General features: G+C 63.5%; 19 protein-coding genes. 4 read left to right on the top strand and 15 right to left on the bottom strand.

Features of this window, described 5'->3' with window-relative positions:
- Positions 1-6: 6 nt before the first annotated feature.
- The 10 genes from AC4K8G_RS01135 to AC4K8G_RS01090 form a co-directional block, all read right to left on the bottom strand.
- Positions 7-1,371: an O-antigen ligase family protein gene (locus AC4K8G_RS01135; RefSeq protein WP_491732352.1), complete on the bottom strand. Its 1,365-nt coding sequence runs from the start codon at positions 1,369-1,371 to the stop codon at positions 7-9.
- A complete protein-coding gene (locus tag AC4K8G_RS01130; RefSeq protein ID WP_491732351.1) occupies positions 1,364-2,545 on the bottom strand; it encodes a tetratricopeptide repeat protein in 1,182 nt (393 codons plus the stop codon). The genes AC4K8G_RS01135 and AC4K8G_RS01130 overlap by 8 nt, the downstream gene beginning before the upstream one ends.
- Before the next feature lie 22 nt (positions 2,546-2,567).
- Positions 2,568-4,853, bottom strand: a complete 2,286-nt coding sequence (locus tag AC4K8G_RS01125; RefSeq protein ID WP_491732350.1) for a GumC family protein — start codon at positions 4,851-4,853, stop codon at positions 2,568-2,570.
- Positions 4,854-4,875: 22 nt separating this feature from the next.
- On the bottom strand, positions 4,876-5,580 hold the full coding sequence (locus AC4K8G_RS01120; RefSeq protein WP_491732349.1) for a polysaccharide biosynthesis/export family protein: 705 nt from the start codon (positions 5,578-5,580) through the stop codon (positions 4,876-4,878).
- 80 nt (positions 5,581-5,660) lie between these two features.
- Positions 5,661-6,377: a metallophosphoesterase family protein gene (locus AC4K8G_RS01115; RefSeq protein ID WP_491732348.1), complete on the bottom strand. Its 717-nt coding sequence runs from the start codon at positions 6,375-6,377 to the stop codon at positions 5,661-5,663.
- 72 nt (positions 6,378-6,449) lie between these two features.
- Positions 6,450-7,613, bottom strand: a complete 1,164-nt coding sequence (locus AC4K8G_RS01110; RefSeq protein WP_491732347.1) for a glycosyltransferase family 4 protein — start codon at positions 7,611-7,613, stop codon at positions 6,450-6,452.
- 12 nt (positions 7,614-7,625) lie between these two features.
- A complete protein-coding gene (apaG, locus tag AC4K8G_RS01105) occupies positions 7,626-8,006 on the bottom strand; it encodes a Co2+/Mg2+ efflux protein ApaG (protein ID WP_491734381.1) in 381 nt (126 codons plus the stop codon).
- Between the two features lie 30 nt (positions 8,007-8,036).
- Positions 8,037-8,774, bottom strand: coding sequence for a DNA repair protein RecO (gene recO / locus AC4K8G_RS01100; protein WP_491732346.1), 738 nt, complete (start codon positions 8,772-8,774; stop codon positions 8,037-8,039).
- Positions 8,771-10,717 (bottom strand): excinuclease ABC subunit UvrC, encoded by a 1,947-nt coding sequence (gene uvrC, locus AC4K8G_RS01095; RefSeq protein ID WP_491732345.1) that lies wholly within the window; start codon positions 10,715-10,717, stop codon positions 8,771-8,773. The genes recO and uvrC overlap by 4 nt, the downstream gene beginning before the upstream one ends.
- 39 nt (positions 10,718-10,756) lie before the next feature.
- A complete protein-coding gene (locus AC4K8G_RS01090) occupies positions 10,757-11,473 on the bottom strand; it encodes an aspartate/glutamate racemase family protein (RefSeq protein WP_491732344.1) in 717 nt (238 codons plus the stop codon).
- 177 nt (positions 11,474-11,650) lie between these two features.
- Here AC4K8G_RS01090 and ctlX point away from each other — a divergent pair, with 177 nt between their 5' ends.
- Positions 11,651-12,577 carry a citrulline utilization hydrolase CtlX gene (gene ctlX / locus AC4K8G_RS01085; protein ID WP_491732343.1) on the top strand — a complete coding sequence of 309 codons (927 nt, stop codon included), beginning with the start codon at positions 11,651-11,653 and terminating at the stop codon, positions 12,575-12,577.
- A gap of 4 nt (positions 12,578-12,581) precedes the next feature.
- Here the strand turns inward: ctlX and AC4K8G_RS01080 are convergent, their stop codons facing one another.
- The 3 genes from AC4K8G_RS01080 to AC4K8G_RS01070 form a co-directional block, all read right to left on the bottom strand.
- Entirely contained in the window at positions 12,582-13,010 is a 429-nt protein-coding gene (locus AC4K8G_RS01080; RefSeq protein WP_491732342.1) for a hypothetical protein, read from the bottom strand.
- Positions 13,011-13,074: 64 nt separating this feature from the next.
- Entirely contained in the window at positions 13,075-14,487 is a 1,413-nt protein-coding gene (locus tag AC4K8G_RS01075; protein WP_491732341.1) for an NAD(P)(+) transhydrogenase (Re/Si-specific) subunit beta, read from the bottom strand.
- Positions 14,480-14,791, bottom strand: coding sequence for an NAD(P) transhydrogenase subunit alpha part 2 (locus AC4K8G_RS01070; protein ID WP_491732340.1), 312 nt, complete (start codon positions 14,789-14,791; stop codon positions 14,480-14,482). The genes AC4K8G_RS01075 and AC4K8G_RS01070 overlap by 8 nt, the downstream gene beginning before the upstream one ends.
- 155 nt (positions 14,792-14,946) lie before the next feature.
- On the opposite strand from AC4K8G_RS01070, the gene AC4K8G_RS01065 reads away from it, so the two are divergent.
- From AC4K8G_RS01065 to AC4K8G_RS01055, 3 genes are all read left to right on the top strand, one after another.
- Complete coding sequence (locus AC4K8G_RS01065; RefSeq protein WP_491732339.1) at positions 14,947-17,235, top strand: EAL domain-containing protein; 2,289 nt, start codon at positions 14,947-14,949, stop codon at positions 17,233-17,235.
- A gap of 410 nt (positions 17,236-17,645) precedes the next feature.
- Positions 17,646-18,065: a secondary thiamine-phosphate synthase enzyme YjbQ gene (locus AC4K8G_RS01060; protein ID WP_491732338.1), complete on the top strand. Its 420-nt coding sequence runs from the start codon at positions 17,646-17,648 to the stop codon at positions 18,063-18,065.
- On the top strand, positions 18,062-18,541 hold the full coding sequence (locus AC4K8G_RS01055) for a YbaK/EbsC family protein (protein WP_491732337.1): 480 nt from the start codon (positions 18,062-18,064) through the stop codon (positions 18,539-18,541). The genes AC4K8G_RS01060 and AC4K8G_RS01055 overlap by 4 nt, the downstream gene beginning before the upstream one ends.
- Here AC4K8G_RS01055 and AC4K8G_RS01050 read toward each other — a convergent pair.
- Complete coding sequence (locus AC4K8G_RS01050) at positions 18,509-19,621, bottom strand: NAD(P)/FAD-dependent oxidoreductase (protein ID WP_491732336.1); 1,113 nt, start codon at positions 19,619-19,621, stop codon at positions 18,509-18,511. The two genes, AC4K8G_RS01055 and AC4K8G_RS01050, sit on opposite strands and share 33 nt — an antisense overlap.
- Positions 19,622-19,626: 5 nt before the next feature.
- Positions 19,627-20,754 carry an NAD(P) transhydrogenase subunit alpha gene (locus AC4K8G_RS01045; RefSeq protein WP_491732335.1) on the bottom strand — a complete coding sequence of 376 codons (1,128 nt, stop codon included), beginning with the start codon at positions 20,752-20,754 and terminating at the stop codon, positions 19,627-19,629.
- Positions 20,755-20,758: the final 4 nt, after the last annotated feature.

Genomic DNA, 20,758 nt, shown 5'->3' with positions numbered 1-20,758 from the left:
AGGCGCTTATCGGATGACCAGATGGCGCGTGGGACGGATGTCGGTCGCGTCCGCGGCCTGAGGTGGTCGGCGGTCCGCAAGCAACGCCAGGCACATCCCGAACGCAGCGCTCACCGCCGCGGTCCGGAGCGGAAAATCGACCAGGCTATGCGCAAGCACCGCTGCCGATGCGATCGACGCGGCTCTCGCGAACGGGCCAGACTCCGTCGTCAGCCATGTCCGCCTCACCGTAACCACCCACCACATCAGGAACAGCACAATCAGGACTATACCGGCCAGCCCGAGCTCAAGAATGAGCTCAACATAATCGTTGTGCGCATGGATGACGTATGTCGGCGTGATCCCGGACAGATCCTCGTGCATGGCGTAGACCTGCCGGAACGATCCCAGCCCCGAGCCCCATGGGGAATAATCCCTGATCGACGTGAAGCTGGTTTTGACGATTTCCTGGCGCGACTGAGCGGAGCTTTGCGCATCCTGGCTCAAAGTAGTGCTTCCGATCGAACTTCTTCCCAGGCCAATGATTGCGGCAGCCAGCAGGATAACCGCAAGGATCAGGGTGCCGGCTTTCAGGGTTCGGGGAACTCGGATCACAATCAAGATGCTTGCAAGCAGGACAGGCAGGGCCAGGCCAAATGCGGCGAGCGACCCATTGAGCGCGATGCCCACGAGAATGACCAGGCCAGTTCCTGCCGTCAGCGCGATGAAGGCCGAGTAGCGCTGAATGTTCGCTCCCCTGGCCGCCGCCGCCAACGCTGCGAGGAACGGGAGCGTAATGAGTAGCAGGCTCGCCATGTGGTTGGCGTTAGCGAAGAAGCCGACGGCCGCCCCGACGTTGGTCTCGGTGTAGAGATACCATGGTGATTCGGCTGGCACCGCGCTCGTCACCTGCAAAGTGCCGAGCAGGATCCCGGCGACGGCTCCCGCAAGCAACGCCAGTGCCATAAAGCTACCGCGATAGGCCTTCAGCCGCACGATCGCGCAGAAAATGGCCAGACCGGGAATGATGCCGAGCAAGGTATCGAGCGACTTGTACGGCGTCAGCGAAATTGGAAGCGCGGGCAGAGCAATCCCAAGAATGCGATAGCCATCGGCGATCTGCTGGCGGCCGCCAAGCTCGGTCCAAAGGGACGCCGGCAATGGCACTAGTTGCAGCGCGACGATGACCAAGCCGAGGAGGGTGATCCAGAGCAGTTGCCGCGCAGGCTGGACCAGCGGCTCCTCGGCCGGCGCCAGCGCCGCCCAACCGATCATCGCTATGCCGACAAGCTGGAGGACCATATTGCCCCAGACGCCCTGTGCGCTCCCGCCTAGGATCAGGCACAGGAACAGGTAGAGCGGCGCAACGATCTGGCGGGTGCGATCAACCATTCGGCACCGCCATTAGCCTGAGGGCCGTGATCGTAACGTCCGACTGCTGCGGTAGATCGGCCGATGTTCCCGCAAGGTCCACATATTGCGCAGGGCAATTTGCCGGCACGTCAAAGACAAGGCCGTTCGTCGCGGCCACATTCAGGGCGGCGCGAGCGAGTGCCGTCTGCGAGCCTACGCATGTGACCGCCCAGCTCAGGGCCTGCGGTTGCGAGGCACCGGGCAGCAAGCGCATGGACAAGCGATATCGGCCCGCGGGGAGAACGACGAGCTGGCGCGCCAGCGCACCATCGTCCTGGCCATAAAAGATGGCATGGAGTCGCCCGCCCGCTTGCCGCTCCGCGAGCCCAACACTGGACGAGGTCATGGCCCAGTTGAACGGCGGCGGCGGAACGGGGTTGTTGAAGCCCGCGTCGAAGATCAATCCGCGATTCCCAGCCGGAACCCGCGAAACCGATGCCCAAATCGCTTGGGCCTGCCGATATTCACCTGCCTTGGTCAGGCTGTTCAACAGGCTGGGCAACCACTCGCTCGACGGTGTCAGCTGATCGGGTTGGGCAATCGCCAGGATGACACGGGCGTTGTCCGGATCATGGGAAAGCTCGTTCAACGTAGCATGCTCGATCCACGGATAGGCCTTGAAGATGGCTCGCATCTGCTTCCAATTCGCGGGATCGCGGGCGAAAGCCGCGAGATAGGGCGCCGACCCCGCGGCGCCGTTCGGCGAGAGGTTGGCGAGGCTCACGACCTCGCGCAGGCCCCGTGCCGCATCGTGCTGACGGAAATAATGCTCCGCGAGGAAATAGTGCGCCGGAAGCGAGCGCGGATCACGCCATTCCGCAGCAACGAAGGCATGTTCGGCCGCGCCGAGATTCCCTGCCAGCTGTGCCTGTACCCCCCGAACGAGGAACGGTTCGGGCTCTAGCGGCGCCTTACGGGCGGCGTTCTCCATGAGCGCGAAGGCCCCCGGCGACACGGCGCTGCGCGTCCGCGCAGCCTGCGCGATATCGGTCATCCCAACACTGATTTGGGCATCGGGGTGACCGGGCCAGAACGAAGCAGCCGCGGCCGGCTTCACCCCAAAAAGCGCATCGACCGCAGCATTTCGGATTACCGCAACCGCCAGCAGCACAGCTGCGGCGGCGACAACGACAATGCGACCCCCGCTACCCACCGATCAGGATTGAGCCCGGCCGTCAGGCATCCGCGCCTTGAGGCGCGTCGGTGTCTTCCGGTGAGTCATCCGCGGCGCCCGGGATCATCAGGATCTCGGTGCGCTTCACCTTGCCCTTCCCGTAGCCGTATCCATAGCCGTAGCCATAACCATAGCCGTAGCCATAACCGTAGCGGCCGTATCCGTAGCCACCGCTGTTGTCGCCGGACTTGGTCAGTGTGGCGCCGAGGATGTGCGTGCCCGTCGCTTCAAGCCGGTTCAGCGCCTCGATCGCGACCCGGGTGCGAGTCCGACCGCTTTCGATCACGAACAACACGTTGCCGGCCGCCGAAGCGAGCAGCGGAGAGTCGGCAAGGCCCAATGTCGGCGGACCGTCAATCACGACCAAGTCGAACTGGTCGCTGGCTTCCGCGATGATTTTCCGAATCCGGCCGGTGGACAACAGGTCGGCCGGGTTCGGCGGGACCGGCCCGCTCGGTAGAAGCGAAAGGTTCGGATGCTGCGTTTCGACCAGATGATCGGTCAGCTTGTCGTCGGTGGTGAGCATTTTGCTCAACCCGACCTTGTCGGACGCCGCCTTGAACGCCGGCTTGCGAAGGTCGCTGTCGATCAGCAGGACTTTCCGCTCGCGCCGGGCGAAATTCTGCGCCAGCGCCAAAGCGGACGACGACTTGCCTTCGCCTGAGCGGGTGCTGGTTACCAGCAAGACCTTGGGCATGCCCGCCTCGGTACTGAAGCGAAGCGCGGCAACGATGGCAGAATAAGCTTCCGATACCATCGATGCAGGATTGCGCAGGTCTTCGATGAACGTGTCCTTCGCCGGCGTCCTCGGGACGATGCCAAGGCAAGGCAGGCCAAGCTTCTTCCGAACGTCCTCGCGGCTCTTGATCGTGTCATTGAGGAATTCGAGGCCGACCGCGCCAGCGAGTCCCGCGAGCAGGCCCAGGCCAAGCCCGGTGATCAGGTTCAGGAACAGGTTCGGCTTAAACGGTAGGCTGGGCGGGTCAGCCCGGTCGACGATCGATACCGGCGCCACGCCGATGCCGCCCGCGACGCCGATTTCCTTATACCGCTGCAGGAGCGCGTCGTAGAGGCTGCGGTTGGTATCAACCTCGCGCTGCAGGATGTTGTATTGGATGCTGCGCCCGCGAAGGTTGAGCACGTCGCCCTTCAAGGCCGACACCCGCGCCTGCAAGGCCCGTTCGGCCGCAGCCGCACCACGATAATCGGCCAGCAGCGTATTATTGCGCCCCGAAGAAATCTGTCCAGATTCCTTGGAGATCTGGCGATCGAGCTCCGTGATCTGCGCGCGAAGACTTAGCATATCCGGATGCTCAGGCTTCAAGGATTGACGCTTCTGTTGATAGTCGGCCTCGAGCTGCGCGCGCTGTTGCCGGAGAGGCAACGTGCTCGTAGTCACCTCAAGCGTCGGGCCGGTTGCAAGCGACTGGCGGTACGCTCCTTCGGCCGCAACGCGCCGGGCCGTCGCCGCCGCCAGCGCTTCATTGAGCTTCACGAGTGAATCGCCTTGGAGCGACCCCACATCGTTGGTGCTGGATCGGCCGTCTGGGCCGGCAGTCCCAGTGTTGATGATCCCCTGCGCCTGCGCGTAGGCGACCTGCGCCCGTTCCGACCGTTCCAGATCCCCGCGCGTCTTGTTGATCTGCCGCTCGAGGAAATTGCGCGCGTAGGCTGATGCTTCGTACCGCCGCTGCAGAGCAGTATTGATGAAACTGTCGGCCAGGCCGTTAGCGACCATCGCCGCGAGTTGCGGAGAGGTGGAATCATAGCTGAAGTTAATCAGCTGACCTTCCTCACTCTCGACGACCTTGAGGCCGTTCTTAACTACCGAAGTCGCGACCCGCAGCCGCTTGGACGCGTCGACGTCCTGCGAAACAATGTCCGGGTTGTTCGCAAGGTTGAGCTCCTGGGCGGTTCGCTGCGAGACACTCTTACTCTTAAGCAAGCCGACCTGCGTCGCGACGAAGTCGTAACTGTTCATCATGGTCGCGTCGCGCTCGCGCGATTGCTCGTCACTCACGGACACCGTCGGAGGATTGGCTTCGAGCGTAACCCAGGCGCGATAAACCGGCTTGGTCAGCAAAGTCGCAAGGACGGAGCCTGCAAGACCGAGCGCGATCGCGCCGAGAACCAGCCACCGCCAATGGTGGATGATCCGCATGAGAGTCGGAAAGTCGAGGATGTTAGTGGCCGAATAAGTCCGCTGGCCCGGCCCGAGCTGCGGCTCCGGGGCATATTGGCCGACTGGCCACGGCCCTTGATTGGGTACCGCCAGGCTATTGTTCACGCTATTTTGCCTCGTCCGATGATTACCATGGCCGGAATATTCCTAACAGCGGCACGGTCTGGAAAATCTGCTTTTGCAGTGCCTTGATCGAAGATCCATCGACCACAACGATATCGCCGGGATAGATTTGCGGGTCGGGCGCCTGGCCACGACGAATCTCGACCAGGTCGAACGCCGCGGCCTGCCGCTGCCCGCCAACCGTCCGGAATACCGCGACACGGCGCGGGTTAGCGTCGTCCGACGTGCCCTTAGCGAGCGCGATCGCTTGCATTAGCGATAGATTGCTTAGCGCCGGGAACGACCCGGCGTCCTTCACCGCCCCGTCAACCGTGACCAGGCGGCCGACGGCTTTCTTGACCCCAACCGCGACGTCGGGGTGCTCGAAATACTTCTCACCCAGCTTTTTGGTGAGCTCGTCGTCCAGCTGGGCCGTGGTCAGGTTCGCAGCTTCGACCTCGCCGATCAGCGGCAAAGAGATGTGGCCTGCTAGGTCGACGGCATAATCGTCGCTTAAATCCTTGGAATTGAAGACCTTGATGGTCAGTTCATCCATCGGCGCGATCTTGTAGCCCTCGCCCAGCGAGGCAACCGTGGGTTCATCGGGTGCGGCAAGCGGCCGATTGTACGGAATCGGCCCGCCCTGGCTCTCTGCACAACCCGCAATGAGACCGGCTGCGAGCGCGAGAACGGCGATAAAGAAATGACGTGGGGCAAGATCAACAGACACGATCGTTCCTCGCGAAAAGCGCGGTTCCCCTATTGGAAATTTTTGGCTTTGTGGACGCCTAATCTTCAAACCGTCCCGAATCAATGCACTGGCCTCCCTGCTTCAACCGCGGTGGTGGCGCCCGTGACGAGCAGCCGACGGTCCGGCCCATCGATGACCAGGGCCGTCAACACCCCCGTTCTATAGGCGCCGGTATCAATCCCGATCCGGTTGCCGCGCTCCTCGACGTCGGTCGTAATGGTGTGGCCGTGGACGACGGTGAAGCCGTGGTCCGTATCGTCGAGGAGAAAGGGCTCGCGAATCCAGCGCAGATCCGTCTGACTCTGACGCTCGAGCTCGATTCCGGGTCGGATGCCGGCGTGAACGAAGAGATAGTCGCCAAAGCGGCAGGTATCGTCGAAGCTTTCAAGAAACGCGACATGCTCCTTGGGAATTGCCTCGCGGATCACCTCCACGGCCTCTGTGCCGGGAAGGCGCGCCAGACTCTTCGAATCCACGCCGTAGCTTTTGAGGCACTCGGCACCGCCAAAGGTGCACCATTTGCGAACGAGTCCTGCATCGCCCCGCAGGATTCGCAGGAGCACCTCTTCGTGATTACCGAGCAAGAAGACCGTTCGCACACCCGACCGGCGGTAAGTCCGCAGCCTTTCGACCACCTCGGCGGATTGCGGGCCGCGGTCGATCAGGTCGCCGACGAAAACCAGCAGCGCCTTGCGCGCAGGGCGAGCTGCGAGGTCGCCTTCTATGCTACCGAGCAGCTCATCAAGGAGATCGAGGCGGCCGTGGATGTCGCCCACGACGTAGGCGCGATGGCCTCTGGCTCCGTTAGGCGAGCGAGGGTCGCGGGATGAGAATCCTAGCATCGGCTTCTATCGTCCTGAGATTCCAAGCTTTGCCAATGCAGTCAGATACGCACGATGAACGATTTCGTCGCGAAACTGCCGCTCCATCTTTGCGCGCGCAGCTGATCCCATTGCCTTTCTCTTGGTGGCCGGGAGGGTGATCATGCGTTCAATCGCCGCAACCAGTGAAGCGACGCTGCGCGGTTCACAAAGGAAACCGGTGACACTATCGTCGACCGCCTCGCGGCACCCCGGCGCGTCCGTGGTGACGATGGGTATCGCCATCGATGATGCCTCGAGAAGCACCCTCGGCACTCCCTCGCGATAGTAAGACGGGAGTACGACGCAATCCGTGTCGGCGAAGGCCTGGCGCACATCGGTCGCTGCGCCCAGATAATCGATGACCCCCTCGCTGTCCCAAGCGCGAAGGTCGCTTTCGGGGACTGCGGTCGGTCCGCTTGGCTCGACGATCCCCAGAATCTGAAAACGCGCGTGCGGAAAACGGTCACGAACCTGTCGCGCGGCTTCGACATATTCGCGCATGCCCTTGTCCCACAGGAGCCGCGCAGCGAATAGGAAGGTTGGCACCGCTCGCCGCCCGCTTCGCTTGACCGGCGCGAAGTGATCCAGATCGATGCCTGAGCCAGGAAGCAGAGCCGCTTGGCCGCGCTGCACGATTCCGCGATCTTCGAACAGTTGCTGATCGTCTCTGTTCTGGAAGAAGACGACGGCCGAGCGCTTAAGCGCGGTCCCGTACAACCCCGCGACGACCCGGGTTAGCCAAGTCTGTTTGGCGAAGACCGCCCCGAGCCCGCTAATGTTGTTGATCACGGGTATGCCGAGACCGTGGGCGGCGAGCGACCCATAAATGTTGGGCTTTGAAGTGAAGCCGAGAAAGGCAGCGGGCCGAAGCGCGCCCAGGACCCGCCGGTAGGCGAGCAATGTCCGCATATCTCCGATCGGCGATGTACCGCGCGGAGACATCGGAACGACTTGGAAATCCGCGCCAAAAGCCTGCAAGTCGGCCACCTTCGGCCCCTCGGGCGCCAGCACGGCGACGCGATAACCGGCCTCGTCGAGCGCCCTCACGAGGCGTGAGCGATAATTGACGATATTCCAGGCGTCGTTGACCGCAAGCGCAATCAACGGCCGCGGTTTGGCCGGCGCCCTGGATGCCTTCTTCAGAGCCACGGCTTGCCTTTGTCAGGCGCTCTGCAGCTGAAAGCGGGGAATTTCGACGTCGAACGCGCTGCCGTCCTCGTCGACCATGCGATAGGTCCCGCTCATCGACCCGCTCGGCGTGTCAAGCGGGCATCCTGACACATAATCGAAGCTGGCGCCCGGCGCGATCAGTGGCATTTCGCCGACTACGCCCTCGCCCACTACCTCATGCACCGTTCCGCGCCCGTCGACGATCGTCCAGCTGCGCGAGAGCAGCTGCACCGCGACGTCGGAGCCGTTTTCAATCCTTACGTGATAGGACCAGAACCAGCGGTCGGTCGATGGGTCGGATTGTTCGGCGAGAAAGCTGACGGCAACGCGAACCGCGATCCCGCGGGTCAGCGCGACATTGGGAAACAGCATGGCAAGCGTATCGGCGGTCACGGCGCGAGCCTAGGCGAGACCACCCGCGCGGCGCAACCGGTCGACGAGCCGATTGCGTGCTTCCAGCACCGGCCTTGATCGATCGGTGAGCAAATCGCGCATCAGGAAATGGCCGCTAAGATCGAAACCGTCGGCGATTTCCTCCCAAGAAGCCCGGCCGCCTTCGCGAATAAAGCGTGGCAGGGGGAGCAGCTTGTCCTGATAGGGCTTCGCTTCCGCCGCGCTGACCGCACGGCCCGATTTTGGGCTGACGGCGACGAGATTGTCGTTGGAGCCGGTGACGACGCATTGATCGAGGTCGAGGCCAAAGCCCAGCTCCGCGAGGAGCAGTACTTCGTAGCGAACCGTCGCCGCTGCCCAGCCGATCGCGGAGGGCGCCGCTTCAATGGCGTCGAGAAGGCCCTCGAGTGCTTCGTAGAGCCGCGGATAGGGCTGCCCCTCGGGCAAGACCGTTGCGGTAAGCACCGTCGCCCACTCGATCCCAGCAGCCGGCAATGGCTCTGACAGGAGCGGCCCACGGCTGTGGATCAGCTCGACGGTCGCTTGCGGCAGCTGCGATTCGGTTCGCGCGCTAAGCTCGACCTGCACAACGTTCCCTGCGATCAGGACCGGCCGCATCCGGCGCCCGCGAGCGCCGCGCACGTAAGCAGCAATTAGCCCCTGCTCGACCGTCATCAGCCGTACAATCGCGCCATGCTCGCCATGGCCTCGCAGTGCGCAGACGATGGCCGTGGCGGTCGACCTCATCCGCGCGGGTGGAAATAGTCGTAGAGCTGGCGCGCCATTGCGCTGCTGATCCCCGGCGCTTTCTCTAGGTCCTCGAGCGCGGCACCTTTCACCGCACGCGCCGTGCCGAAATGCATCAGCAGCGCGCGCTTGCGGCTCGGCCCGATCCCTGGAACCTCGTCCAGCGTGGACGTCGTCAGACTCTTTGCCCGCTTTGCCCGATGCGTGCCGATCGCGAACCGGTGTGCCTCGTCGCGCAGCCGCTGGACGTAAAACAGCAAGGCCGAGTTGGGCGGAAGGGTGATTTCGCGTCCGCCAGGGAGATGAAACACCTCGCGGCCCTCTCGCCCGTGATGCGGCCCCTTCGCGACGCCGACCACGGGCACATCATGGACACCCATGTCCTCCATCACCTCGCATACCGCCGACAGCTGGCCCTTGCCGCCGTCGATCAGCACGAGGTCGGGCCACTCGCCGCTTTGCCGGTCCGGGTCTTCCTTTTCGAGCCGCGCAAAGCGCCGCTCGAGCACCTCGCGCATCATCGCGAAGTCGTCGCCCGGCTGGGTCTCCGGACGCTTGATGTTGAACTTGCGATAGTTGTTCTTGCGGAAGCCCTCGGGCCCCGCGACGATCATCGCGCCGGTCGCATTGGTCCCCATGATGTGGCTGTTGTCGTACACTTCGATGCGCTTGGGCACGTCCGTTAGCTCGAACATGTCGGCCAACTCGCGAAGGATCTTGCCCTGGGTGGTGGTCTCGGCGAGGCGTCGGTCGAGCGCCTCTTCGGCGTTGCGCTGAGCCTGTTCAAGCAGCCTGCGCCTGGCACCGCGCTGGGGCTGCTCGATCACCACCTTGCGCTCGGCGCGTTCGGAGAGGGCCTCCTCGAGCAACTCCCGATCGGCAATCTCACGGTCGACTAGGATCCGCCTGGGTGGCGGCATGTCTTCATAGAACTGGACAAGAAAGCTCGATAAAACCTCAGCTTCCGGCACATCGTTGGTATGCGCCGGAAAGAAGGCGCGATGCCCCCAATTTTGCCCGCCGCGGATGAAAAAAGCCTGGATCGATACCGCCCCGCCTTTGTAGGCGAGCGCGAACACGTCGGCATCGCCGAGTCCCTCGGCATGGACCGTCTGGCTGCCCTGGATGTAGGTCAAGGCGCGCAGCCGGTCGCGATAAACCGCGGCAAGCTCGAAATCCTGCCGCGCGGCGGCATCGGCCATCAGCCGCGACAGACGCGACTGGACGCCGGTCGACTTGCCGGCCAGGAATTCCTTCGCCTCCTCGACCAGCTCGGCATATTCCTCCTCGCCGATCCGCCCCACGCAGGGGGCCGAACAGCGCTTGATCTGGTAAAGTAGGCACGGCCGTGAACGGTTTGCGAAAAAGCTATCCGAACAGCTTCTTAGCAGGAATAGCTTCTGAAGCGCGTTAAGTGTTCGAGTGACCGAGCCAGCGCTTGCGAACGGCCCGTAATAATGCGCCTTTTTGACCCGCCGTGCGCCGCGGTGCTTCTGGATGCGCGGGAATTCATGATCCTCGCGCAGCATGATGAAGGGAAAGCTTTTGTCGTCCCTCAGCAGCACGTTGTAGGCCGGGCGGAAGCGTTTGATCAGCTGGGCTTCGAGCAGCAGCGCCTCGGCCTCCGTGCGCGTCGTGACGATGGTCATCGAGCGCGTCTGCGAGACCATCCGCTGCAGCCGCTTCGGCAGCCGGGCGACCTGGGTGTAGTTGCTCACCCGGGTTTTGAGCGTGCGCGCCTTGCCGACGTACAGCACGTCGCCCCGCGCGTCGTGCATCCGGTAGACGCCCGGGCGGGACGGAAGGGTCTTCCACACCTCGCGGATCGCTGCCACGCCCGCTTCAAGATCGGGCACGCCCTCGCCGCGCACGGCATAGGTCGCCTGGTCCTCGTTGAAACGGTCGGCAGCGCCAGGTTGATCGGGACGGTCGGCCTTGCTCACCAGGCAGAGATAAGCGCTAGGCCGTCCTAGCGCGAGTGCTCAGGCGGCGGCCCGCGCCAGCTCTTCGTCGGCGAGCATCCAGTCGACGGCGGCGCGCGCGTGGATCGCGGTCGTGTCATAGACCGGCAGCACGTTGGCGCGGACGTCCACGGCCATGACCAGCTCGGTGCACCCGAGCACAACCGCCTGGACTTTCTGCTTCGCGAGTTCGGTGATCAGCGTCTTCAGCTTGCGCTGGCTATCACGCACCACGCGGCCAGCGGCGAGCTCTTCGAAGATGATCCGATCGACTTCGTCCATCCACACCGGGGCAATCGGGACCAAGCTGATACCACGGCTCTCGAGACGCGAGCGGATGAACGGCTCCGTCATGGTGAATCGAGACCCGAGCAAGGCGACGCGCGTGCGGCCATCGGCAACCAGGCGATCGCCGGCGGCGTCGCCGATATGAAGAACCGGTACTCGCACGCCCGCGGCAACCGTGTCATAGCCCTTGTGAACGGTGTTGCAGGCGATGACGATGCCTTCGGCGCCGCTCTTTTCAAGCCGCTTCGCGGCGTCCCGGACCATCTCCGCGATGCCGTCCCAATTTCCCGCGAACTCCATTTCTGCGATATTGGCGAAGTCGACGCTTTCGATCGCAAGCTGGGCGCTATGGAGCCCGCCAAGGCGCTGCGACACGCCACGATTGATATGTTCGTAATAGAGCGCGGTCGATGACCAGCTCATCCCCCCGACAATCCCCAGCTTGCGCAACTTTGAGGCCCCTTCCCCGTCCTGGAATATGATCTGAGCCGCCCGCACGACCCCAATCGTGCCAATTTCGGACAAGTCATGGGGCGGAGCAAGCTGGTAACGGCACGGTTAGCGCATTTTGAATCGAATTGCGCCGAACCGTTGCAATTGCTTGGCTTGGCGGCGCAAATACGTGCCGTGAGCGGCGATCCTCAAACGAGCAATGCGGTTCTTCTCGTGCGGCCCGCAAGCTTCGGCTTCCATGCCGACGCGGCGCAGTCGAACGCTTTTGCAAATGCGTCCGGTGACTCTGATCTGGTTGGCAGGGCCGCCGGGGAATTCGACGGTCTCGCGCGACGGCTCGAAGACGCAGGCGTGGAAGTGATCGTCCTCCAGGACTCGCCTGATCCAGCGAAACCAGATGCCGTCTTCCCGAACAATTGGGTCTCGTTCCATGCTGACGGGACGATGGCGCTTTACCCGATGGCGACAGAGGCGCGCCGGTTGGAGCGGGATGTCGACGGCCTGAAAGCGCTGCTGTCGGCGTCAGGCTTCGAGGTGCGCCAGGTCGTCGACCTCAGCTTCCATGAGCGGCACGGCCATTATCTCGAAGGCACCGGGAGCCTGATCCTCGATCGGCCACGACGCCGTGCCTATGCCAACCTGAGCCCGCGTACCGATGCGGCTGTCATTGCCGAATTCGACGACCGGCTCGACTATTCGACTTTCATATTCGACGCTCGCGATCGGTCCGGCAAACCGATCTACCATACCAACGTGCTGCTCAGTCTCGGAACCCGCTTCGCGGTCGTGTGCACCGAGACTGTGACGCCAGAATATCGCGAGGTGCTGCTCGGCGAGATCGACCGAACAGACCGGAAGCTGATCGATGTCGATTACGACCAGATGCGGCAGTTCGCGTGCAACATCCTCGAGCTTAAGGGCCGCGACGGCGCCCCGCTCATCGCGCTATCCTCTACCGCGCTTCGATCCTTCAGACCCGACCAACTGCGGCAGCTGGAAAGCTTCGGCGAGCTCGTCAATGCGGACATCCCGACGATCGAGACAGTGGGCGGCGGAAGCGTCCGCTGCATGATCGCCGATATTCATTTGCCCCGGCGTTAGCCGGTCAGCAGCGCTTTTCGGTCTCCTTCGTCCCCGACGCATGGGTGATTTCGATGCGGTTGGGATCGAGGACCTTGATCGTCGACACGGTCGGCTGGGATCCATCATGGTAGTCGATCGACAATTTATCGCCCGCAACCGTCCATTTCGCCTCGCCGATCGGGGTTTCCGTCGTACCGTCCTTGCGGAACTCCAGCGTGGCCGAACAATCCTCGTCGATGGCGCTCCACTTCCCTACCATGAAGTCAGCGGCAAGGGCGCCAGTGGCCGGCGCCGCTGCGGCGGTCTCATTCCCCACGGGCGCCGCAAGAGCGGCGACGTTCGCCGTCCCCTCGTTGGCCGCCTTGTCCTGGTTGGTCGGCGCCTTGCTTCCGCAAGCGGCGAGCAGGACGGCGCCGCTGAGCAATATCTTGAGCTTATGGTGCTGGCTCATCGCATACTCCCCCGTTTGTTGGAACGCGATACGGGCCGGTGGGCCGGCGAAATGTTGCGCGGCGCTAGCCGAGCGCTTTGACGATCTCCTCGACCATTTTCTTGGCGTCGGCGAGCAGCATCATGGTGTTGTCGCGGTAGAACAGCTCGTTATCGACGCCGGCATAGCCGACGCCGCCCATCGATCTTTTCACGAACAGCACGGTGCGCGCCTTTTCGACGTCGAGCACCGGCATCCCGAAGATCGGGGAGCTCTTGTCGGTCTTGGCGGCGGGATTGGTGACGTCATTGGCGCCGATCACGAAGGCAACGTCGGTCTGCGCAAACTCGCTGTTGATGTCCTCGAGCTCGAACACCTCGTCGTAAGGCACGTTCGCTTCGGCCAGCAGCACGTTCATGTGCCCGGGCATTCGCCCCGCGACCGGGTGGATCGCATATTTGACGCGCACCCCTTCCGCTTTCAGCTTGTCGGCCATTTCCTTGAGCGCATGCTGCGCCTGGCTGACCGCCATGCCGTAGCCGGGGACGATGATCACCTGGTCGGCCTGCTTCATCAGGAAAGCGGCATCCTCGGCCGATCCGCGCTTGTACGGCCGGTCGATCGCGGCAGAGGTCCCGGCCGCGGCGGAATCGCCGCCGAATCCGCCGGCGATGACCGAAATGAAGCTGCGGTTCATCGCCCGGCACATGATGTAGCTGAGGATCGCGCCCGAGCTTCCGACCAGCGCGCCGGTGATGATCATCGCGCTATTGTGGAGCGTGAAGCCCATCGCCGCCGCGGCCCACCCCGAATAGCTGTTGAGCATCGAGATCACGACCGGCATGTCGGCGCCGCCGATCGGGATGATCAGCAGGAAACCGATGGCGAAGCTCAACCCCATCACGGTGAAGAACACCCACGGCGCCTGGTCCTGGGTGAAGTAAGCGATCAGCCCGAGGATCGCGACCAACGTGCCAAGGTTGATGACGTGGCGCAGCGGCAGCAGGATCGGCTTGCCGCTCATGTTGCCGTTCAATTTCAGGAAAGCGATCACCGACCCGGAGAAAGTGATCGCGCCGATGGCGACACCGAGGCCCATCTCGATCCGGCTGACCTGCAGGATGTGCCCGGCGGCATCGGTAATTCCGAACGCGGACGGATTGAGAAAGGCCGCCGCGCCGACCAGCACCGCGGCCATGCCGACCAGGCTGTGGAATGCAGCGACCAGCTGCGGCATCGCCGTCATCTGGATCTTGCGAGCGGTGACGAGCCCGATGCCACCGCCGACGATCATCGCGCCAGCGATCTCTGCGATCGACGCGATTTGGTGGACGGCGAGCGTGGTTGCGACGGCAATCGCCATGCCGACCATGCCGGTATAGTTGCCGCGGCGGCTGCTCTCGGGACTTGAAAGGCCCCTCAGCGCAAGGATGAAGCAGACCCCGGAGATAAGATAGGCGAGAAGCACCCAGGCCGGGACCGGCGCGGCCTCATGCATGGGTCTTGTCTTCCTGCGGAGCCGGGCGCTCTTTCTTCTTGTACATCGCCAGCATTCGCGCGGTGACCGCAAAGCCGCCGAAGATGTTCACGCTGGCCAGCGCGACAGCGAGAAGACCGAGCCATTTCGACGAGGGGCTTCCGGCGGCGGCGGAGGCGATCAAAGCGCCGACGACGATGACCGAGGAAATGGCGTTGGTGACGCTCATCAGCGGCGTGTGAAGCGCCGGGGTCACCGACCACACCACGTAATAGCCGACGAAGCAGGCGAGCACGAAAATCGACAGGATGGAGATGAAATCCATGACCCCTCCGGCTGAGCTTGGGTCATGTTGTGGCGGGTCGCTTACGGCCTGTCGAGAGGGGCGCCCACGACGCCGTAAACTTTGATCCGGTTTCCAATTTCCTAACCTTTCGGTGGCAAGGCGAAACGCACCAACTGAGAAGGAAAAGCGCCGCTGTGATCAAGCGCGCGGACAGGACCGTCGACGCATCCCCATGGAAGCTGCTTCTGTGGACGGCGGTGGCTGGCCTGATTTTCGGCCTGATCGGTTTCGGCGAGATCGCCGAAGATTTCCTCCGCGTGGCCCGCAATCGCCTTCACTGGCACAAGGCCAGCGGCGACATCGTGCTCGTCAAAATCGACGACCAGTCGCTTCGGGAAATCGGCCGTTGGCCTTGGCCGCGGAGCAATTATGCCCGCCTGACGGACGAGCTGGACAAAGCCGGCGCGAACCGGATCTTCTTCGATCTCACCTTTGTCGGTCCCACCGACGCCGTTGAGGATGACGCTTTCGCCAAGGCGATCGAGCGCTCGGGTCGTGTCTACCTTGCCACCAGGACCCTATCGGGACCCCAGCAGGGCGCGGAACTCGAGGGAACGCCGCTGCCTATTCTGGCCAAGCATGCGCGGCTCGGCACCATCAGCGTCAACTACAATTACCAGAATGCGGCCTGGCACTTGCCGTTCGCACTGCCGGCGCCTGGCGGCGCGATCGACTCATTTTCGGCTGAGCTCGCTAAGCGGAAGGGCCAATCGGGGACGGTGTTCATGCCCGACTATTCGCTCGATCCGTCGACAATTCCGACGATTCCCGCTGCTGAAGTCATCGGGAAGCAATTCGACCCGCGGGCCGTTCGCGGGAAGGACGTGGTGATCGGCGGCACGGCCGAGGCGGTCGGGGATCAATATTTCATCCCGGGAACCGGGAAGATGGGCGGCGCGGTCGTGCACGTCATCGGCGGCGAAACGCTCAAGTCGGGCAAACCGCTGTACCTGGGCTGGCTGCCCCTGTTCGTTGCAGCGATGGCACTCGCCGCGGCCTGCTTGCGGCGCAGAAGCCCAAGCCAACAGGGAGCGATGCTGGGTGCTGGAGCGGTCACCTTGCTTCTGGCCCCCGCCGCGCTTGAGGCTCGTCTAGTCTACCTCGACATCACCCCGGCCTTGTTCGTGCTTGCGGTTGTTGGGAGCGCGCTGTTCTGGCGCCGATACCGCCGGCGCGGCCTGGTCAATGCGATTTCAAACCTGCCCAACCTCAATGCGCTGCGCGCTCACCGAGGAGCGAAGAATCAGGCCCTGATTGCGGCGCGCGTGATGAATTACGAGGAAATCCTCGCGACCCTGCCGCCCAACAGCGAGCGGCAGCTGGTCGATCAGATCGTGGCCCGACTGAAGGTCGGATCGCCCGAGCGGACACTCTACCAGGGTGACGGCGGCATCTTCGCCTGGTTCGACGACCCCAAGCGCGCCTTCGGCAATCACCTGGAAGCGCTCTACGCGCTGTTCCGCACGCCGGCGCGCGTCGCGGGCCTGTCGCTGGACCTCACGATCGCCTTCGGCGTCGAGGTGGGCAGCGGACGCTCGCTCGCAAGCCGACTGGCGAGCGCCCTCGTCGGCGCCGAGGAAGCAGCCCACGACGGGCTCAAGTGGAAATATTTCGATCCGGGCACGCTCGAGGACGCGTCGTGGAAGCTATCGATGCTGAGCCAGCTCGACGAGGCGATCGATCGCGGGGAAGTTTGGGTCGCCTACCAGCCCAAGCTCGACCTCGCGACCCGGCGCATTATCGGCGCCGAAGCGCTGGCTCGTTGGACGCACCCGGAGAAGGGCCCGATCGCCGCGACCGAATTCGTTGCAGCGGCCGAGCAGCACAACCGCATCGGCAAGCTCACCGATTATGTGCTTGAAAAAGCGGTGAAGGCGGCGGCGCAGATCAATAAGCGCGGGGGTGAATTCGATGTCGCGGTCAATCTCTCGGCGCGGCTCCTGACCGACAAGGGCTTCACCCTGCGGCTCTCGGCGCTGCTCGCTCGCCACGGCCTGTCGCCACAGCATCTGACCCTCGAGCTGACGGAAACGGCGGCCCTCGCGGGAAGCGGCGACGGGCTGGAGATGATCACCCGGCTTCGCGACATTGGCGTGCGGATCGCCATCGACGATTACGGCACCGGGCTGTCGACTTTGGACTATCTGAAGAAGATCCCGGCCAACGAGATCAAGATCGACCAGAGCTTCGTCAAAGGGATCGTCGACAACCGCAGCGACCGCGTCATGGTCCAGTCGACCATCGGCCTTGCCCACTCGCTCGACCGCAAAGTTGTCGCCGAAGGCGTCGAGCATCACGACATCCTAGACGTGCTGATCACCATGGGCTGCGACATTGCCCAAGGCTATGCGGTCGGCCGCCCCATGAGCCTCGAAGCGCTGACCAAGCGCCTGAGCTCGGACCGCAAGCGCAGCGCAGCTTGATCTCCTGAACTGCTGATCCTGAGCGCCGCTCAGCCGTAAGCGCGTCATCCAACCCATTGTCACAAAACGGAACAGTTTCCGCGCGCCCGCGCCGCAAACATGGTGAATCGTTTGCTAACCATATCGATTAAGGTTAACATCTGTGTCAGCTGCCGAATCGCAGTTCAGACAAGGGGCGTGACAGAAATGAAGAACAACAAAGCTGGCCGCGGCTTTTGGAGCTGGCTCATGGGCTCGGGTTGGAGCGGAGCTGGCGGCAACGGCTAAAAACCGTCCTCAGTTCGATTAGAACTGCGGATTCAAAGAGTTACGAGCGCCCGCCGAAAGGCGGGCGTTCCTGTTTCCGGGGCTCACGATAGGTGGGTGCGGCGACACTGGCCGCCATGCCTGATGCGAGCTAGCCCGCCCCCATGCAGAAGCAAGCAAGCAACCTACTCTCGATTCGCGCCAGGCGGCCTGGCCTTCACGAATTCACCGATGAAGTTGTCGATTTCGTCGCTCAAAGCGGCATTTCCGACGGCCTTCTGACAATCTTCTGCAGGCACACGTCAGCGTCGCTGCTAATCCAGGAGAATGCGGCGCTCGCTGCTCGCCGCGACCTTGAAGCCTATTTCGCGCGCATCGCCCCAGAAGGCGCCGATTATGAGCATGACGACGAAGGGCCGGACGACATGCCGGCCCACCTCCGAGCCGCACTTACGCAGACGCACCTTTCCATCCCCGTGCAAAATGGCGCACCTTTGCTCGGCACCTGGCAGGGCATTTTCCTGTTCGAGCATCGCCTCGACCCGCAGCAGCGGGAGATCGCGCTCCATCTGGTGGGCGAATGAGTGCCGCATCCGTACGCGCGTGGCTGGCGGAGCACGCGCCCGACCTGGAAATCATCGATGCGCACGACACGACCGCGACGGTCAATGACGCCGCGAGAACGCTCGGCGTCGAGCCGGGCCAAATCGCTAAGTCGCTTGCGGTTCGGGCGGGCGATCAGCTCTTCCTGCTGGTGACGCGCGGCAACTCGCGGCTCGACAATCGCAAGTGCAAGGATGTGCTGGGCGCGCGGCCACGCATGCTCGGCGCCGAGGAGACGCTCGAGATCACGGGGCATCCGGTTGGCGGCGTTTGCCCGTTCGATTTGCCCGCTGGCCTGCCGGTCTACCTCGACGTCTCGTTACGGGCGTTCGAGACCGTCTATCCGGCGGGAGGCTCGCTCAACACATCGGTGCGGGTGCCGACTGCGCGCCTGTTCGAGCTGGTCGGCGAGCGTTGGGTCGACCTATGCAATCTTCCCGAAGCGGCCGGGGCTTAGGTCTTCAGGCGTTACGTCGGCAACTGGCCAGGGTTCGTTCGCGATCAGCGATGCGGTAATGGCCGCCATCGCCGGCGAGGTTTGCAAGCCGAAGCCGCCCTGCCCCGCTAGCCAGAAGAAGCCCTCTGCCTCCTGCGCGAAGCCCAACGCCGGATGCCGATCCGGCGTGAAGGTGCGCAAGCCAGCCCACCGGCTGTGGACGCGCTCTACCTTCACGATCGTCCGCTCTTCCATTCGATACGCGGCCAAGGCGACTTCATATTCGTCGGGCTGCGCGTCGCACGGATCGCTCGCTACTTCGTCCATCGGCGAAGCGAACAAGCGGCCGCTTTCGGGCGCAAAATAGAGCTCATCGCCAATCGTCTTGGTGAACGGAATGCCGCTGATGTCGATGCCCGCCGGCGCGTCGAAGGTAATGATCGTCCGCCGCATGGGCTGAAGCCCGAGCGGCAGGACCCCGGCCAGGATCGCGACTTGGTCCGCCCAGGACCCCGCGGCATTGACCATGATCGGTGCGGAAAAATGCGCACCCGCGTCGCTCGTCACCGCCCATACCCCGCCCGAGCGGTCGATCGCCTGGATGCGCTGGCCGGTACTGAGCGTCCCGCCATTGGCCTTGAGCTGTCGCAAATTGCCCTGGAGCAGCACGTGCGGATCGATGCGAATGCCGTCGCGGTCGGCGAGGCCATAAAGCGCATCATTCTTCAGGAGCGGGCAGAGTTCGTGAACGCCGGCAGCATCAAGCCGCTCGAGCTTCGCAAATGGAGAGATCGCCGCTTCCAGCGCATCGAGGTCGGCGCGCTCGTCCTCTCGGGCGGGAATAAGCACCGGCATGCGATGGCCGACTGAACCGAACTCCTCCGGCGGCGCGTCGAAAAACGGCCTGCTCGCCAAAGTCAGGGCGCGAACAAGCCGGTCGCCGAGCGCGTAATGGAGCATGGTCGCGCTTCGGCCGGACGAGTGGAAGCCGATCTGCTCCTCGGCTTCGAGGACCGTGACGCGAGCATGTTTGGAAAGCACCGCGGCGGCCGACAGGCCGGCAATGCCGCCGCCAATGACCAGGATGTCCGCGTTACTCACGTCGCTCAGGCGGCGCTTAGCCGCTCGTTCACGATCTTGCCGCCCTGGGTCAGGCGAATGCCTTTGACGATCTCATCGTCATCGGGAAGCACCGGCTTGCCCTGATCCTTGTCCCAGAAGGCGGCGAGGAAATTATAGAGATTGCGGGCGAATAGCGCCGACGAGTCCGCCGCCAGGCTTCGCGCGAGGTTCGACGCACCGATGATGGTCACGCCATGCTTCTCAACCTTCTTCCCGATATCCGTACCCTCGACATTCCCGCCGGCCTCGGCCGCCATATCGACGATCACGCTGCCGCGCCGCATCGTCGCGATCTGCGCATCGCTGATCAGCCGCGGCGCGGGCTTGCCCGGAATCAGCGCGGTCGTGATGACGATGTCCTGCTTGGCGATATGCCCGGACACGAGCTCTGCCTGCGCCTTCTGATATTCCGTAGACATTTCAGTTGCATAGCCACCAGAGCCCTCGCCCTCGATCCCCGCGACATTCTCGACGAAGATCGGCTTGGCGCCCAGCGACAGGATCTGCTCCCTGGTTGCCGAACGAACGTCGGTGGCGCTGACTTGGGCACCCAAGCGCTTTGCCGTCGCGATGGCCTGGAGGCCGGCGACGCCGACGCCCATCACGAACACCTTCGCGGGACTGACCGTCCCCGCCGCCGTCATCATCATCGGGAAGGCCCGGCCGTAAGTGTCGGCCGCCTCGACCACGGCTTTGTAGCCGGCGAGGTTCGACTGCGACGACAAGATGTCCATCGATTGCGCACGAGTGATGCGCGGCATCCATTCCATCGCAAACGCGTCGAGCCCGGCCGAAACGTAAGCATCGATGGCCGACCGGCGCCGTAGCGGATCGAGCGCTCCGATCAGCAGCGCGCCCTTATCGGCATCCTTGAGGCTGTCGGGCTCCGGGCCGTCCACGCCGAGGATAATTCCTGCCCCTTTGAGAACGTCCTTGCGCGATCCGACCTTGGCGCCCGCGCCCTCGAAGTCGGCATCGGAGATCGATGCGCCTTGTCCGGCCCCCTTCTCGACTGCCACTTCCGCGCCAAGCGCAATGAATTTCTTCACGGTTTCGGGAATCGCGGCGCAGCGCGTCTCGCCGGCGGCTTCCTTGAGGACCGCGATCTTCATGGGT

The organism is Sphingomonas sp. SP3 (genome assembly GCF_058514305.1).
This window is presented reverse-complemented; position numbering and strand designations above follow the sequence as displayed.

What these genes read in the sequence shown, in the direction of transcription:
- AC4K8G_RS01135 (WP_491732352.1), bottom strand. Translation starts at nt 1,371, where the DNA reads ATGGTTGATCGCACCCGCCAGATCGTTGCGCCGCTCTACCTGTTCCTG.
- apaG (WP_491734381.1), bottom strand. Translation starts at nt 8,006, where the DNA reads ATGCTGTTTCCCAATGTCGCGCTGACCCGCGGGATCGCGGTTCGCGTT.
- recO (WP_491732346.1), bottom strand. Translation starts at nt 8,774, where the DNA reads ATGAGGTCGACCGCCACGGCCATCGTCTGCGCACTGCGAGGCCATGGC.
- AC4K8G_RS01080 (WP_491732342.1), bottom strand. Translation starts at nt 13,010, where the DNA reads ATGAGCCAGCACCATAAGCTCAAGATATTGCTCAGCGGCGCCGTCCTG.
- AC4K8G_RS01075 (WP_491732341.1), bottom strand. Translation starts at nt 14,487, where the DNA reads ATGCATGAGGCCGCGCCGGTCCCGGCCTGGGTGCTTCTCGCCTATCTT.
- AC4K8G_RS01070 (WP_491732340.1), bottom strand. Translation starts at nt 14,791, where the DNA reads ATGGATTTCATCTCCATCCTGTCGATTTTCGTGCTCGCCTGCTTCGTC.
- AC4K8G_RS01060 (WP_491732338.1), top strand. Translation starts at nt 17,646, where the DNA reads ATGCAGAAGCAAGCAAGCAACCTACTCTCGATTCGCGCCAGGCGGCCT.
- AC4K8G_RS01055 (WP_491732337.1), top strand. Translation starts at nt 18,062, where the DNA reads ATGAGTGCCGCATCCGTACGCGCGTGGCTGGCGGAGCACGCGCCCGAC.
- AC4K8G_RS01045 (WP_491732335.1), bottom strand. Translation starts at nt 20,754, where the DNA reads ATGAAGATCGCGGTCCTCAAGGAAGCCGCCGGCGAGACGCGCTGCGCC.